Source organism: Mesobaculum littorinae (assembly GCF_004011175.1).
In the GTDB taxonomy this organism is placed as follows: domain Bacteria; phylum Pseudomonadota; class Alphaproteobacteria; order Rhodobacterales; family Rhodobacteraceae; genus Tranquillimonas; species Tranquillimonas littorinae.
The window spans coordinates 786,411-801,852 of sequence record NZ_RQXX01000001.1 but is presented as its reverse complement, the minus strand read 5'-3'; the positions used below and the strand labels follow the sequence as shown (position 1 = coordinate 801,852).

Genomic DNA, 15,442 nt, shown 5'->3' with positions numbered 1-15,442 from the left:
CGCAGGCTCTGCCCTTTTTCCATGCGATACCGGCGAGCGGGCGCACCGGTCGAAGGACGGGGACGCCCTTCCGTCGCGCGGTCAGTCCCGCGGCGTCAACGTGGTGATGCCCACCGCCGCCGCGCGCGCGAGGTCGGGATCCAGCGACATCGGGATGTACTCGCCCCGCCGCCAAAGCTCGCCCAGATCGTCATAATGCCGCGACAGCGGGTGCCCGGATTGCCCTGTCGAAGTTATGAAGACTGACGAATCGGGGTCGGCGAAATCGTAGACCCCGCGATAGCCAGCGCCGTGCACGTTGAGGAACGGGTCGGGGTCGGTTCCCTTGGTCAGGCCGCGCAGCAACGTGTTGTCGCCGCCGCTGGTCGACTGGCGAATGTTCACGATCCACTTCACGACGGGGATGTCGCCCAGCACGGGATGGTCGTGCGTGGCCTCGTGCGCGTCGCCCCAGCGCAGCGATTCCAGCGACGTGCCATAGTGTTCCGAGATCCAGATCAACGCGTCGTCCAGCGCCAGTCGCGCCATGTCCTGACAGGTCTCGACCGGCGCGGATTGCAGCACATCGCACCACTTGGCGGCGCCGTCGGTGTTGCGGAACACCCGTTCGATGAAGAGCGGTTCGACATGGATGTAGGCATCGGCCAGCGGCCCCAGCTCGTCCCGGATCAGCCGGTCCTGAAGCGCGCGCACCCAGGCGGCATAGATCAGCGGCTCGGGCAGATGCTCGTTCATCTCGCCGTTCCATTCGGCCAGAAGGTCCAGCGCGCGCTGCGCCAGACGCTCGGGCGTGCCCTCGGGCGCGGCTTCGGACGTGAACCACATGTCCCGCGCGATCAGCGGCAGCAGTGACCGCGCGCTGAAGGACACGGTGTCCAGCTGCGCCTCGATGAAGCTTTCGCGGGTATGCACCTCGCGCGTCTGCATCAGGCGGCGCCAGCGTTGAATGCGCTGGGTGTCGCCCCAGTGGTAGGAGACATGCAGCGGAAACGGCCGGTCCACCATTTTGTTGTTGGTGTTGCCGAGGATCCCCCCCGCGGGCGATACGAACTCGGGGTTGGCCGCATAGGGTGCGCGCCCCTGCCACAGGTTCTGCGGCAGCCAGCCGGGCGAGGGCATGCGCCCCTTGCTCTGATGCCGCGCGGCGCGGCGTGGCATGGCGCCCACCGTCTTCATCGCGATGGTCTCGCGGTCGGCCAGCGTCATGTTCAGGCTGGGCGCCAGGAACCCCTCCATCGTGTCGATCGCCTCGGCCACGGTTCCGGCCCCCATCAGCCGCATCCCGGATTCGATCGAGGTGTCCTGATCCGACAGCAGCGTCCAGGAAAGCGACGTGACATGCCCCGGCGGTGTGACGGCGGAGAGCTGGTAGTGGTGCCCGGGCAGGATCGGGCCGTTGTCGGACCAGCGCAGCGTCAGCGTCACAGGGTCGGCATCCTTGATCCGGATGATCGAGGTGCGCGACCGCAGCGGCTTGTACCCGTCGGGGGTGAGGACCTGGTCGCCGGCGTCGGGGTTCAGCTTTTCGATATGGACGTCCTGGTCGTCCATGTAGGACGCGGTCAGCCCCCAGCCCAGCTGTGCCGACCGCCCCGACAAGACCAGCGGAATGCCGGGTATGGTGCCACCGATCACGCCACCGCTCTCCAGCTCCAGCCGGGCGAGGTACCAGATCGACGGCGCGGTGAAGTTCAGGTGCGGATCATTGGCCAGAAGCGTGCCGCCGGCCGCAGACCGGGCAGGCGCCGCGGCCCAGGCGTTCGAGGCGCCCGCGAAGGCGCTGTCGACGAAGGGCGACAGCGGGTCGTCGGGCATCGGCGCGGCTTCGGCATAGCGCGGCACATCGGGAAACAGGCTGGCATATTCCGGCAGCGCGGTGACGCCCGGGCCCGGGGCGTCGGGCAGGATGTCGCGCACCCGCTCTTCGGGGATCAGAAGAGAGGTGCGCGCGCGCAGGACCTCCTCGCTCAGGTGCGAGGAAAGCTGGACGCCCATGAGCTTGACCAGGGCGATGCTGTCAGCGGGCTGCCAGGGTGCAAGTTCGGGCGAGAACAGGAAGAACTCGGGCGCGCCGCGCCCCCGGGCCCCGGCATTCACCTGCGCCAGCCACGCGTTCACACCCGCCGAGTAAGCCTCGAGCTTGGCGCGCGTGTCGTCGGACAGGGCCGAGACCGAGCGCACCGAAAGACCGTAGAGATCGAGCCGGCGCATCAACTCGTCGCTGCGCAGCGTGCGCTTGCCGAAAAGCTCGGACAGGCGGCCCTGCACCGTCCGGCGCATCAGCATCATCTGCCACAGCCGGTCCTGCGCATGGGCGAAACCAAGCCCGAAATAGCTGTCGCGGTCGGTCTGGCCCAGAACATGCGGGACCGAGGCATTGTCGCGCACGATCTCGACCGGTGCGTCCAGCCCGGACAGCCTGTAGTCGGCATCGTAATCGGGCAGCGATCGCGACGCGAACCAGTACGGCACGATGACGGCAAGCGCGAGCAGGACGATAACGACCGTGAAGATGCGGAGTAGCCAGCGGAACAGGGCCGTCATGAAACCTCGGTTGACGCCTCGGGTCGAAGGGGGTCAGACAGAACCGACCTCATAGGCGATTTGATCGGAGGAGAAAAGCTTTGGCGAACCTGACATTTCTGGGATTGGGCGTGATGGGGTATCCGATGGCCGGACACCTGGCGCGCGCGGGCCACAAGGTGACGGTCTATAATCGCACCGCCGCAAAGGCCGAAGCCTGGGTGGCCGAGCATGGCGGCCGCGCCGCCGCGACCCCGCGCGACGCGGCGGACGACGCCGATATCGTGCTGTCCTGCGTCGGCAACGACGATGACCTGCGCGCCGTCTGCACCGGGGATGACGGCGCCTTTGCCGGGATGTCGGGCGACACGATCTTCGTCGACCACACAACCGTGTCGGCCGAGGTCACGCGCGAGCTTGGCGCCATCGCCGCCGAGCGCGACATCGCCTTCGTCGACGCGCCGATCTCGGGCGGGCAGGCGGGGGCCGAGAACGGCCAGCTGTCGATCATGTGCGGCGGGGATCCGGCGGCCTACGACCGGGTCGAACCCGTTCTGTCGGTCTATGCCAAGATCTGCCGCCGCCTGGGCGACAGCGGCGCGGGGCAGATCACCAAGGCCGCCAACCAGATCGCCATCGCCGGTCTCGTCCAGGGCCTGTCCGAGGCGCTGCACTTCGCCGAAAAGGCGGGGCTGGACGGGCGCAAGGTGGTCGAGGTGATCAGCCAGGGCGCCGCCGGATCGTGGCAGATGCAGAACCGGCACGAAACCATGCTCGACGATCAGTTCGACCATGGCTTTGCCGTGAACTGGATGCGCAAGGACCTGGCCATCTGCCTTGCCGCCGCCGACGAGGTGGGCGCCAGCCTCCCCGTCACCGCCCTTGTCGACCAGTTCTACAAGGACGTGCAGGCGATGGGGGGCGGCCGCTGGGATACCTCGGCCCTGATCAAGCGGCTGCGCGCGCTGTCCTAGGCGCCGGCGCTGGTGTCTTGTTCCGCCCCGGCCTGCCTGCTAGGGCGGACCTGACTGTTTCGCTCAAGGATCGGCCGGCGCGGTGCCAGACCAGCCCAGACTAGAACTTCACGACCTCGTGCGCAGCTATGCCGGGCGGCGGGTCGTCGACGGCGTGTCGCTGTCGATCGCGCCGGGCCAGGTGACCGGGCTTCTGGGGCCCTCCGGCTGCGGCAAGTCGACGACGCTGCGGATGATCGCCGGTGTCGAGACGCCCGAGGGCGGCCGGATCGTGATCGACGGCCGCGAGGTCGCGGGCGCGGGCGCCAATCTGCCGCCCGAGCAGCGGTCGGTCGGGCTGATGTTCCAGGACTTCGCGCTGTTTCCCCATCTCTCGGTGTCCGAGAACGTGGCCTTCGGGCTCAAGGGCCGGGGGATGGGGCGTGCCGCGCAGCGGGATCGCGTGATGGACCTGCTGGACCGCGTGCGGCTGGCCCGCCACGCGGCGGCCTACCCACACGAGCTGTCGGGCGGCGAGCAGCAGCGCGTCGCGCTGGCCCGGGCGCTGGCCCCGCATCCCCGCATCATGCTGATGGACGAGCCCTTTTCAGGGCTCGACAACCGCCTGCGCGACGGCATCCGCGACGAGACGCTGGCGATCCTGAAGGAAGAAGGCACCGCCGTTCTTCTGGTCACGCACGAGCCCGAGGAGGCGATGCGCATGGCCGACGAGATCGCCTTGATGCGGCGGGGTCGGATCGTGCAGCAGGGCGCCCCCTACAACATCTACAACGCCCCGGCTGACCGGGCAGCGGCGGCGTTCTTCAGCGACGTCAACGTCATCCGCGCCCGGGTCAAGGGCGCGCTGACCGACACGGCCTTTGGCCGCTTCCTCGCCCCCGGCCACCCCGATGGTGCCGAGATCGAGATCGTGATCCGCCCGCAGCACCTGCGTATCGATTTCGACCGCGAGGGCGGGCCGCGCCCCACCGCGCAGGACGGCACGCCCGCCCGCGCAAGGGTCGAAAGGGCGCGGTTCATCGGCAAGGAAAGCCTGGTCGAATTCCGGCTCGATCATGATGGCAGCCGGATGATCGCGACGGTGCCCTCGGTCTTCCTGCCGGCGGCGGGGACGGTGTTCTGGCTGACCGTGCGGCGCGACCGCTGCCACGTCTTCCCCGCCGGGGCCTGACGCCCCCGCCGGGGCCGGCGACGCCGAGGGGCCGCCACCGGTCCCGGGGCTGCACCGGCGACCCTCGGCAGGCCTCAGGTCTGGGTCGGATCGGGACCGGCCCGTCGGGCGAGGTCGGCCAGCGTCTTGCCCGCCTCGTCGACGAACAGCCCCGGCAGAACCCGCAACGCGGAAATGCGGTCGACCCGCAGGGTGGCGAAGTCGCGCGCACCTTCGTCCCAGCCCGTCACGGTCCAGACGCGCCCCCAGTAATCCAGCTTCAGCGGGCGCAGCACCCGCGCGCCCTCGGGCAGCTCCAGCCGCAGCTTCTGGCGGGACCGGATGGCCCGGCGGATGGGCGGCATGTAGCGAAACCCGAGCGCCGCGTCGGCAAAGGGGTAGGTGGCAAAGGACCAGCCCTGCGCGTCGGTCCGCCGTTCTTCCGGCAGAACGGCGCCGATCTTTCGCGCCAGCGTCTCGGCGGCCTCGGCCATGCCCGGCTCGCCCGCGTCCGACACGATGGCAAGCCCCAGGTGCAACGCCTCAAGCTCGTCCATGCTCAGGTTCAGCGGCGGCAGCGTGACCGGCGCGGTCAGCGTGTAGCCCACGCCGCGCGACCCTTCGACCGGCACGCCCGACTGCATCAGCGTGTCCATGTCGCGATAGATCGTGCGGGTCGAGACGCCCAACCGCCGTGCCATGTCATGCGCCCGGTGGCGCCGCCCGTCACGCAGCACCTGCACCAGATCCAGAAGCCTGTCAGATCGTCTCATAACGTCGGATTCCTGCCGTCCGGCCCGATTCGGGGCGGCACGGATATAAGGTTATCGCGACTTACTGACAAAAACTTGGCAACTGACAAGTTGTTGTCGCGAAATCTTGCGCCTGCGCCGATCCGCGGCCGGATTGCCGCTTTTCCCGGGTCGGACGAACGCGTAGAAGCGGGGTGTGATCGCGTGGGTGGCCCAGGGCCTCAAGACCCTCGTATCGGCAAGCCAGACGGGTCCGCGGGACCCGGCGCAGAGGGAGAGACCCCATGCTGAACAACATCGGCCTTCCCGGCCTTCTTCTCATCGCCGTCGTCGTGCTGGTGCTTTTCGGACGCGGCAAGATTTCGTCGCTCATGGGCGAGGTCGGCAAGGGCATCACCGCCTTCAAGCGCGGCGTGTCCGATGGCGACAAGGAATACGACGAACAGCGCCGCGCCGAAACCGAAGGCGAGACGGCCAACCGTGCCGCCCTGACCTCGGACCGCGACGCCGACCAGCCGGTGACCAACGACCGGCTCGAGGCCGAGAAGAACAAGGCCTGAGGCCTGACCAACCTGCGAAGCGGAGCGCAGCCACATGTTCGATATCGGCTGGACCGAGCTTCTGGTGATCGGCGTCGTCGCGCTGATCGTCGTGGGCCCCAAGGACCTGCCCGCCATGTTCCGTGAGCTGGGCCGGTTTTCGGCCCGCATCAAGGGCATGGCGCGCGATTTCCAGCGGGCCATGGAAGATGCCGCCGACGATACCGGCGTGCGCGACGTGGCCAAGGACCTGCGCAAGGCGACATCGCCCCGGCAGATGGGGCTCGACAAGCTGAAGGACGCCGCGGACCGCTTCGACAAGTGGGAGCCGGGCAAGCCGCAGCGCGCCATCGGCTCGGACACGGCCAAGCTGTCGGCCGAACGCGCCGAGGCCGCGCGCCGGGCGAGGGACGCGACGGCCGACGCCGCGACGCGTCGCATGGCTGCCGAAGGACAGGCCGCCGCGCCCGAGATGGCGGAAGCCCATGGTGGCGCGGACGACGATCTTCGTCCAATGGCAGAGCAGAACGACGACGTCTCCGAAGCCGCCTCGTATGATGCGGCGACCAGCCGGCGCGAAGCGGCGGCCGCCGCCCGGGCCGATACGGCACCGGCGCCCGAAACGCCGCGCACCGCGACCACCGGCCCGCAGGGGGACGGCGCAGACGGGCAGGACCAGAGCAAATCATGAGCCACTCCGAAGAGATCGACGACAGCTCCGCCCCGCTCATCGAGCATCTGACGGAGCTTCGGAACCGGATCATCCATTCGCTCGTCGCCTTCATAATCGGCATGGTGATCTGCTTCACCGTGTGGAACCCGATCTTCAACTTCCTGACCCAGCCGATCTGCGGCCAGCTGGCCGAGCGGGGGCAGGATTGCGGGCTGATCCTGATCAAGCTGCAGGAGGGCTTTTTCGTCGCGGTCCGCATCTCGCTTATGGGCGGGTTCATCCTGGCCTTCCCCTATATCGCGACGCAGATGTGGCGTTTCGTGGCGCCGGGGCTGTACCGGAACGAAAAATCGGCGTTTCTGCCGTTCCTGATCGCCTCGCCGGTGATGTTCTTCATCGGCGCGGCCTTCGCGTTCTACGTCGTCATCCCGATGGCCTTCGACTTCTTCCTGGGCTTCCAGCAGATAGGCGACGCGCCCGCGCTGCCGCCTACGCTGCCCGAAGGCGCGGCCGAGGTCGCCCCCGGCACCGCGGCGACGCCGCTGGGCAATGCCGGGATCACCTTCCAGGGGTCGGTCGACGAATACCTGTCGCTGACGATCAAGTTCATCCTCGCTTTCGGCCTGTGCTTCCAGCTGCCCGTGCTGCTGACGCTGATGGGCAAGGCGGGGCTGGTGTCGTCGCCCGGGCTGGCGTCGATGCGGAAATACGCGGTCGTGGGCATCCTTGTGCTGGCCGCCGTGGTCACACCGCCGGATGTCATCACGCAGGTGATCCTGTTCGTCGTGGTCTACGGGCTTTACGAGGTGTCGATCCTTCTGGTCCGCCGGGTCGAGAAGAAGCGCACGCAGGAGCTGCGCGAGGCCGGTGTGCTGGGTCCCGACGAAGGTCTGTTCGACGACCCGGCCGAGGATGCGGGCGAAGACGACGATACGGGGCCCCGGACGTGAACGGCCCTGACGCCAGCGATGCCCCGGACGCAGGGCTGCAGGCCGAGATGGCGAGGATGGTGGCGGGCTCTGATGGCCCGGGCGCGATGACCGGCGTCAGCGATCCGCTGGACCGGATCGCCGCGGCCCTGGAACGCCTGGCGCCTGCGCCGCTCGCCGCCCCGGATTTCGACGCCGCCGAGGCCTTTGTCTGGCACGTCGCCCCCGACCGGCTGGCGCCGGTCGACCGGGTCAACCGGGTCGACCTTTCGCTGCTTCTGGGCATCGACCGGTCGCGAGACACCCTGCTTGAGAACACGGTGCATTTCGCCCGTGGCCTGCCCGCGAACAACGCGCTGCTCTGGGGCGCCCGCGGGATGGGCAAGTCGTCGCTGGTAAAGGCGATCCATGCCGAGGTCCTGGCGCAGGGCCATCCCCTTAAGATCGTCGAGGTCCAGCGCGAGGATCTGCCATCCATCGGACGGCTTCTGACACTTCTGCGCCGAGCGCCGCACCGCTTTCTTCTGTTCTGCGACGACCTGTCGTTCAGCCATGACGACCAGCATTACAAGTCGCTGAAGGCGGTGCTGGACGGCGGGATCGAGGGGCGGCCCGACAACGTGGTGTTCTACGCCACGTCGAACCGCCGCCACCTGATGCCCCGCGACATGATCGAGAATGAACGCGCCTCGGCCATTTCGCCGACCGAGGCGACCGAGGAAAAGGTGTCGCTGTCCGATCGCTTCGGCCTGTGGCTGGGGTTCCATCCCTGCAGCCAGGACGATTACCTGTCGATGATCCGCGGATATGTCGACGCGCAGGGGATCGAGATCGACGATCAGACCCTGCGGGCCGAGGCCATCGAGTGGGCAGCGACGCGCGGATCGCGCTCGGGCCGCGTGGCGTGGCAGTATTTCACCGACCTGGCCGGCCGGCGCGGCGTCGCGATCTAGCGATCGCTCGGGTGATTGCGCCCGTCGTTCCACGGAATGTTACCCAGGTCCGCCGGGTTGATCCCCTCGATATTGCCGACGTTGACGCCGAACTGGTTCGGGTTCGACCGGCGGCGGTGGTGCGTGTAGACCCCGCAGACCGAGCAGAAGTAGTGCTGTGCCGTATTCGTGTTGAACTGGTAGAGCGTCAGCGTGTCGGCGCCGCGCACGACCTCGAGATCTCCGACCTCGACCGACACCGCGGGCGCACCGCGGCGCGAACAGAACGAGCAGTCGCAGCGCCGCACGGTGTTCAGCCCGTCCGCCAGAAGGATGGAGAGTTCGACCGCGCCGCAATGGCACGTCGCGCGACGGGGTTCGGTATCCTTCATCGACGATGTCCTGTCCTGGGAATGGAACTGCGGCGCAGCTGGTAGCGCGCCTTGGGGTTGGGGCGGATGGCCGTGTGTCCGGCTCCAGAACGCGGGGCCGCCGCGGCGCAGGAACAGCGGGAGAGTGAGCGCGATCCCGGCGACAAAGCCGCCGGCATGGGCCCAGTAGGCCACGCCGCCCACGTCTCCGGGGGTGGCCGCGCCCGAGAACACCTGAATAGCCAGCCACGCACCCAGTACGATCCACGCCGGGATCGGCAGCATCTTGAAGAAGATCACCAGGATGATCAGCACGTCGACCCGGGCGCGCGGGAACATCAGAAGGTAGCCGCCCATCACCGCCGCGATGGCGCCCGAGGCACCGACCATCGGGATCATCGACCCCGGGTCCGCGGCGACCTGCGCAAGCCCCGCGGCAACCCCGCCAAGCAGGTAAAAGCCGAGGAAGGGCAGGCGGCCCATCTCGTCCTCCATGTTGTCGCCGAAGAGCCACAGGAACCACATGTTTCCCGCAAGGTGCATGAAGCCGCCATGCAGGAACTGCGAGGTCAGGAAGGTCTGCGGCAGGCTGAGCTGCGGGATCAGCGAGAAGTTGATGTAGAACCATTCGACCATCGCGGGGTCGTTCATGGGGCCCAGGGACAGCACGAAGACGACGATATTCACCGCGATCAGCGCATAGGTGACAAGCGGCGTCTTGAGCGACGGGTTGTGATCGCGGATCGGAAACATGGGCGGAGATTTGGCGTTCTGTGGCCGCGCGGTCAAGCGACAAGCGCAAGGCCCGTGTCGGAAAGGTCCAAGTCGGAGGGGCCCGTACTAAAGACGGCACCGCTGCAAGGGACGGTGCCCGCAGGTCTCGTGTGGGCCGCGCCCCCGGGGCCTTTGGTGACAGGCAAGGTCCGGAGGGCGCGGCAGGTCTTCGGAGCGCGGACCGCGCGCGCGGGTCAGGGCGTGTTGCCCATCTCGGCCAGCAGCGCGGCATTCCCGCCCGAGGCCGTCGTGTCGACGCAAAGATGACGTTCGTGCAGCACGTCGGACCTGCGCGGCACCCCGGTCAGAAGTTGCAGGATCGGCCCCTCGCGGTCCGCCAGCGCCCGGGCATGGGCGCGACCGGCCTCGGCCTCGCCCCACCAGATCGCGCCGCCGAAGCCGCCCAGCTGCGCCAGCGTCTCGGGCGGGACCTGGCCGCCGGGCACGACGGCCAGGCCGCCGGCGGCGGTTACGGCGTCGGCCTGCTGCGCGGCCGTCTGCGCCCCGGGGCCAAGGCAGAGCACCGGCGCCCGCGGAAAGGTCGTCAGGCGATTGGTCTCGCCGGTGGGGCCGGGCAGCAGCGCGACCTCGGGCGGGGTGCGCAGGCGCGCCGCATCGATATCTGCCTGCAGCTGCGCGGCATTCACGGGGCGCGCGGCGTCGTCCTGCGCGCCCGGCGCAGGGGTTTCGGGGCGGGTGAACTTGGGCAGGTAAAGCGGCCCGCCCGCCTTGGGCCCGGTGCCCGAAAGGCCCTCGCCGCCGAAGGGCTGGGACCCCACGACCGCGCCGATCTGGTTGCGATTGACGTAGAGGTTGCCGACGGTCAGCCGCTCGACCACGTGCTGGACGCGGTCGTCGATGCGGGTGTGCAGGCCGAAGGTCAGCCCATAGCCACGCGCGTTTATCGCGTCGATCACCGCGTCGATCTCGTCCGACCGGTAGGTGGCGAGATGCAGGACGGGGCCGAAGATCTCGTCCTCCATCGCGCCGATGCCCGGAACCTCGATCACGACGGGGGGCAGCGCGTGACCGGGACCGGATTGCGTCGCCTCGTGCAGCACGCGGCCCTCGGTGCGGGCGGCCTCGACATAGCCCGAGATCCGGCCATGCACGGCGGCGTCGATCAGCGGCCCGGAATCGGTCCCCAGCTCCCACGGGTCGCCGGTTTCAAGCGCGTCCATCGCACCGAAGAGCATCTTCTTGAAACTCCCTGCGATGTCCTCCTGAACGTAGAGACAGCGCAGCGCCGAGCACCGCTGCCCGGCGGACTGGAAGGCCGAGGCAAGGATGTCGCGCACCGCCTGCTCGGGCAGCGCGGTGCTGTCCACGATCATCGCGTTCAGCCCGCCGGTTTCGGCGATGAGCGGCGCGCCCGGGGCGAGGGTATCGGCCATCGCCCGCGCGATGTGGCGCGCCGTCGCGGTCGAGCCGGTGAAAACCACCCCGTCGACCCGGGGGTCGGAGGTCAGCGCCGCGCCGACTTCGCCGCCGCCGGGCAGAAGCTGCAGCGCCCCGGCCGGCACCCCCGCGGCATGCAGATGCGCGATCGCGCGGGCGGCGATCAGCGGGGTTTGCGGCGCGGGCTTGGCCAGCACCGCGTTGCCGGCGCCCAGGGCGGCGGCGATCTGCCCGCTGAAGATCGCCAGCGGGAAGTTCCAGGGCGAAATGCAGGTCACACGGCCCAGGGGCGCCTGATCGGGCAGGCGGGCGGCGTAGTAGCGCAGGAAATCCACCGCCTCGCGCAGCTCGGCCACCGCATCGGTCATGGTCTTGCCCGCCTCGCGGGCGAGCAGGGCGAAGAGCGCGCCGAAATCCTGCTCGTAGAGGTCGGCCGCCGCCGACAGCACCCGGGCGCGTTCCTCGCGCGGGGCGCTCCAGACCTGCGCGGCGTCGAGCGCTGCGTCGATATCGGCGGGCGATGCATCGCGCACGTGACCCGGCACGTCGGCGGGATCGACGGGGCTGGGCCGCGGCGTGGGGGCGGGGCCGTCGCCGGGTTCGGTCTGCGCCGCGGCGGGCGTTTCGGCCAGCATGGGCGCGGCAGAGAATTCGGCCTGTCGGTGCGGATCGCGCGCGACGTCGATCCGGTCTAGCTGGGCGGGGTCGGTCAGGTCGAAGCCCGCCGAGTTCGCCCGCTCGGGCCGGTAGAGATCCGCGCCGGTCGGCAGCCGCCGGTTCGTCTGCATGGCGTCGAAGGGGCAGGGGACCACCGCCTCGGGCGGGACGCGGGTGTCGACGATCCGGTTGACGAAGGACGAGTTCGCCCCGTTCTCAAGAAGCCGCCGTACGAGATAGGCCAGCAGATCGCGATGCGCGCCGACCGGGGCATAGATGCGGCAGCGGGTGCCGTGATCGGCCATGACCAGATCGTGCAGCCGTTCGCCCATGCCGTGCAGACGCTGGAATTCGAAGCTGTCGTGCGCGGCGCCCTCATCCTCGACCATCTTGAGGATCGCGGCGACGGTATGGGCGTTGTGCGTGGCGAACTGCGGATAGATCCGCGCCCGTTTTTGCAGAAGCCGCCGCGCATTGCCGAGATAGCTGACATCGGTCGCGGCCTTGTCGGTGAAGACCGGAAAGCCGTCCATTCCCATCGTCTGGGCATGCTTGACCTCGGTATCCCAGTAGGCGCCCTTGACCAGACGCACCATGACCCTTCGGTCCAGCCGCTCGGCCAGTGCGTCGATCCAGTCGATCGCTGCGCCCGCCCGCTGGCCATAGGCCTGCACGACGACGCCGAAGCCGTCCCAGCCGGCCAGCGCCGGGTCCTCGAGCACGCGTTCGATCACCGCCAGCGACAGCTCCAGCCGGTCGGCCTCTTCCGCGTCGACGTTCAGGCCGATGCCCGCCGCCTTGGCCTTTTGCGCCAGGTCGCGGACCACGGGCACGAGGTCCCTCAGCACCCGGTCGGCCTGTGCGACCTCGTACCGCGGGTGCAGGGCCGAGAACTTGACCGACAGGCCCGGGTTGCGGCGGATGTCGCCCTTGGTCGCGCGCGGGGCCATGACCTCGATCGCGCCGCGATAGGCGGTCAGGTAGCGCGCCGCGTCGGCGGCCGTGCGGGCAGCCTCGCCCAGCATGTCGTAGGAATAGGTATAGCCCTTGGCTTCCATCCCGGCGGCGCGGTTCATCGCGCGCGGCATGTCCTCGCCCAGGACGAACTGGCGCCCCATCTCGCGCATCGCGCGGGCCACGGCGCGGCGGATCACCGGCTCGCCCAAACGGCGCACGGCGCCGCGCAGGTGCCCCGCGATCCCCGGCTTGGGATCCTCCAGCACGCGGCCCGTCAGCATCAGCGCCCAGGTCGAGGCATTGACCAGCGGAGAGGCCGAATGCCCCATGTGCTTGGCCCAGTCCGAGGGCGCGATCTTGTCCTCGATCAGCGCGTCGATGGTGTCGGCGTCGGGCACGCGCAGCAGCGCCTCGGCCAAACACATCAGGGCGATGCCTTCTTCCGTCGACAGGCCGTATTCCGACAGGAACATCTCCATCAGGCCGGGATTGCGGTCGGCACGGATCTTGCGGACGTAGTCCGCGGCACGCGTCACGATTTCTTCCCGCGCCTCGGACGACAGCCCGGCGTCGGCGACGCAGGCCGACAGCACATTGGCGGGATCGGCGTATTTCGGCATGATGAGCCGGGCGGACGGCGGGATGGGGCAGGTCGCGGGCATGAGGCTCCTTTTCCGACGGCTACACGGGGGGTGGATCGGGGTCCCGTCACCAGATCTGTACAGTGATGTACCCGAGTTGCAAACTGCCCGTTACATCGGGGATGCCCGATTTTGAAAGGATCCGATATGCGACATTCCGGGCCCCGCGCGCGACGTCTGGCTGCGATGCGTGGCCTGCGGTGCGGCACGGAACCGGGCCGCGACCGCGCCCGGGGCGAGTCGCGCAAAAGCGGTCGCCATTGCCGCCGCGATGTGGCAAATACCGCCCCGTGCGGACGTGGCGGAATTGGTAGACGCAGCAGACTTTGACGATTTGGAGTGCCCGAGGGGGAAACCGCCGGGTAGAACCGCTCAAATTCGGGGAAAGCTCTGGGGCCTTCGGGCGCCCGTGCCGATCCCGAGCCAAGCCCGGCGCTGAAACGCCGGGAAGGTGTAGAGACTAGACGGGCGGCGCCTAAGGGTCCGGGGAACCGGGGCTATGGTGAAGGGATAGTCCAGACCACGAACGAGCCCCCCAGGGGCGCGGCGGCGAAAGCCGAAGTGGTACGAAAATCTGTGTCCTTCGGGAGTGCGGGTTCGAGTCCCGCAGTCCGCACCAGACAGCCCCGGCGCCGGCCGACCCGACGACACCTCGCAGGATCCGAGTTGACCGCCGCCCAACGCTGCGCTAGGCATGCGCCCACCCTGAGCGGGTATAGCTTAATGGTAAAGCCCCTGCCTTCCAAGCAGGCTATGTCGGTTCGATTCCGTCTACCCGCTCCACATCCCCTCCCTCGAAGTTTTTCATTGCGCCCTGCGTCTTTTGCGGCAGGCTGACCTTGGGGCCGTCGTTCGGCCGGAACAGGGGGCTTGAATGCGCGCGCTGTGGCAGGACACGGTCGAGGAGCATGTCGCGGCGCCCCCGCTCGACCGCGATACCGAGGTCGACCTCGTGGTGATCGGCGCGGGCTTCACGGGCCTCTCGGCGGCGCTGCACGCCTCTCTCGCCGGGGCCCGCGTCTGCGTGATCGAGGCTGCGACGGTGGGCGAGGGCGGGTCGGGGCGCAACGTGGGCCTTGTCAACGCGGGACTCTGGACGCCGCCGGACGAGGTCGAGCAGCTGCTGGGCCCGCAGACGGGCGTCCGGTTCAACGCCCTTCTCGCGGCGGCGCCGGGGGATGTCTTCACCCTGATCGAGCAGTTCCAGATAAGGTGCGAGGCGCGGCGCGCGGGCACGCTGCATTGCGCCCATGCGCCGTCGGGCCTGCGCGATCTGCGCCGCCGCCACGCCCAGCTGACCGCGAGGGGCGCGCCGGTGCAACTGCTCGACGCAGCAGAGGCGCGAAGCCGCACCGGCAGCGCGGCGGTGCATGGCGCGCTTTTCGACCCGCGCGCCGGAACGATCCAGCCGCTGGGCTATGCCCGTGGACTGGCGCGCGCGGCCGTCTCGGCGGGTGCGCGCTTGGTCGAGCACACGCCTGCCGCGTGGCATCGCACCGCGACAGGCTGGCAGGTCACGGTGGGGGGACACGTGATCCGCGCCCGCGCGCTGATCGAGGCGACGAATGCCTATGCCGGCACGCCCGCTGCCCGCCGCCGCTTTGCGCCGATGCATTACTTTCAGCTCGCGACCGCGCCGCTGCCAGAGGACCTGCGGGCGCGGATCCTCGTCGGAGGCGAGGGCTGCTGGGATACCGCCCCGGTCATGAGTTCGTTCCGCATGGATGCCGCGGGGCGACTGATCCTGGGCGGTATCGGCGCGCTCGGCCATCCCGCTGCGGGGCTGCACCGCGACTGGGCGGCGCGGAAACTGCGGGCGCTGTTCCCCGGCATCGCGCCGCCCCGCATCACCCACGCATGGCACGGACGGATCGCCGTAACCCGCGACCATCTGCCGAAAATCCTCAGGCTGGGTCCCGGCGGTTATGCCGTCTTCGGCTACTCGGGGCGCGGGATCGGGCCCGGCACCGTCTTCGGCCGCGCCCTGGCCCGGGCGGCAATCGAGGGTTCGGAGGACGCGCTGCCGATCCCGGCCCGTGACGCCTATGCCGAACCGATCCCACGCCTGCGCGGCGCGGTGGTCGAGGCAGGTGCGCTGCTGGTCCATGCCACGGGCCTGCGCCGCGCGGGTTAGGCCCCGCAGACTTGCGATCCGCGCGCCGCCGGGGCAGA

The 15,442-nt window shown here is 69.2% G+C and carries 10 protein-coding genes, 1 tRNA gene and 2 pseudogenes; 8 read left to right on the top strand and 5 right to left on the bottom strand.

Annotated features, from left to right (window positions below):
- Window positions 1-81 precede the first annotated feature (81 nt).
- Window positions 82-2,544 carry a penicillin acylase family protein gene (locus EKE94_RS03690; RefSeq protein ID WP_127905227.1) on the bottom strand — a complete coding sequence of 821 codons (2,463 nt, stop codon included), beginning with the start codon at window positions 2,542-2,544 and terminating at the stop codon, window positions 82-84.
- Window positions 2,545-2,624: 80 nt separating this feature from the next.
- Here EKE94_RS03690 and EKE94_RS03685 point away from each other — a divergent pair, with 80 nt between their 5' ends.
- The gene (locus EKE94_RS03685; protein ID WP_127905226.1) at window positions 2,625-3,497 is read left to right on the top strand and encodes an NAD(P)-dependent oxidoreductase; all 873 of its coding nucleotides are present in this window, start codon (window positions 2,625-2,627) and stop codon (window positions 3,495-3,497) included.
- A gap of 82 nt (window positions 3,498-3,579) precedes the next feature.
- Window positions 3,580-4,668, top strand: coding sequence for an ABC transporter ATP-binding protein (locus EKE94_RS03680; protein ID WP_127905225.1), 1,089 nt, complete (start codon window positions 3,580-3,582; stop codon window positions 4,666-4,668).
- Between the two features lie 74 nt (window positions 4,669-4,742).
- Here EKE94_RS03680 and EKE94_RS03675 read toward each other — a convergent pair whose 3' ends face one another.
- A complete protein-coding gene (locus tag EKE94_RS03675) occupies window positions 4,743-5,420 on the bottom strand; it encodes a helix-turn-helix transcriptional regulator (protein WP_127905224.1) in 678 nt (225 codons plus the stop codon).
- A gap of 263 nt (window positions 5,421-5,683) precedes the next feature.
- On the opposite strand from EKE94_RS03675, the gene EKE94_RS18845 reads away from it, so the two are divergent.
- From EKE94_RS18845 to EKE94_RS03655, 4 genes and pseudogenes are all read left to right on the top strand, one after another.
- On the top strand, window positions 5,684-5,959 hold the full coding sequence (locus EKE94_RS18845; protein ID WP_127905223.1) for a twin-arginine translocase TatA/TatE family subunit: 276 nt from the start codon (window positions 5,684-5,686) through the stop codon (window positions 5,957-5,959).
- 34 nt (window positions 5,960-5,993) lie between these two features.
- A pseudogene (gene tatB / locus EKE94_RS19190) lies at window positions 5,994-6,284 on the top strand (Sec-independent protein translocase protein TatB); the annotation flags it as partial.
- Window positions 6,285-6,625: 341 nt separating this feature from the next.
- Window positions 6,626-7,561, top strand: a complete 936-nt coding sequence (gene tatC / locus EKE94_RS03660; RefSeq protein ID WP_127905221.1) for a twin-arginine translocase subunit TatC — start codon at window positions 6,626-6,628, stop codon at window positions 7,559-7,561.
- Between the two features lie 86 nt (window positions 7,562-7,647).
- Window positions 7,648-8,493, top strand: coding sequence for an ATP-binding protein (locus EKE94_RS03655; protein WP_127905464.1), 846 nt, complete (start codon window positions 7,648-7,650; stop codon window positions 8,491-8,493).
- Here EKE94_RS03655 and EKE94_RS19125 read toward each other — a convergent pair.
- From EKE94_RS19125 to putA, 3 genes and pseudogenes are all read right to left on the bottom strand, one after another.
- Window positions 8,490-8,864 (bottom strand): GFA family protein, encoded by a 375-nt coding sequence (locus EKE94_RS19125; RefSeq protein ID WP_328590465.1) that lies wholly within the window; start codon window positions 8,862-8,864, stop codon window positions 8,490-8,492. The two genes, EKE94_RS03655 and EKE94_RS19125, sit on opposite strands and share 4 nt — an antisense overlap.
- Before the next feature lie 171 nt (window positions 8,865-9,035).
- Window positions 9,036-9,368 (bottom strand): annotated as a pseudogene (locus EKE94_RS19120) (rhomboid family intramembrane serine protease); the annotation flags it as partial.
- Between the two features lie 443 nt (window positions 9,369-9,811).
- Window positions 9,812-13,291, bottom strand: a complete 3,480-nt coding sequence (putA, locus tag EKE94_RS03645; RefSeq protein WP_235855881.1) for a bifunctional proline dehydrogenase/L-glutamate gamma-semialdehyde dehydrogenase PutA — start codon at window positions 13,289-13,291, stop codon at window positions 9,812-9,814.
- 688 nt (window positions 13,292-13,979) lie between these two features.
- Between putA and EKE94_RS03640 the strand changes: the two genes are divergently transcribed.
- Window positions 13,980-14,053: transfer RNA gene (locus EKE94_RS03640), tRNA-Gly, on the top strand.
- A gap of 91 nt (window positions 14,054-14,144) precedes the next feature.
- Window positions 14,145-15,404 (top strand): NAD(P)/FAD-dependent oxidoreductase, encoded by a 1,260-nt coding sequence (locus EKE94_RS03635; protein WP_127905219.1) that lies wholly within the window; start codon window positions 14,145-14,147, stop codon window positions 15,402-15,404.
- Window positions 15,405-15,442: the final 38 nt, after the last annotated feature.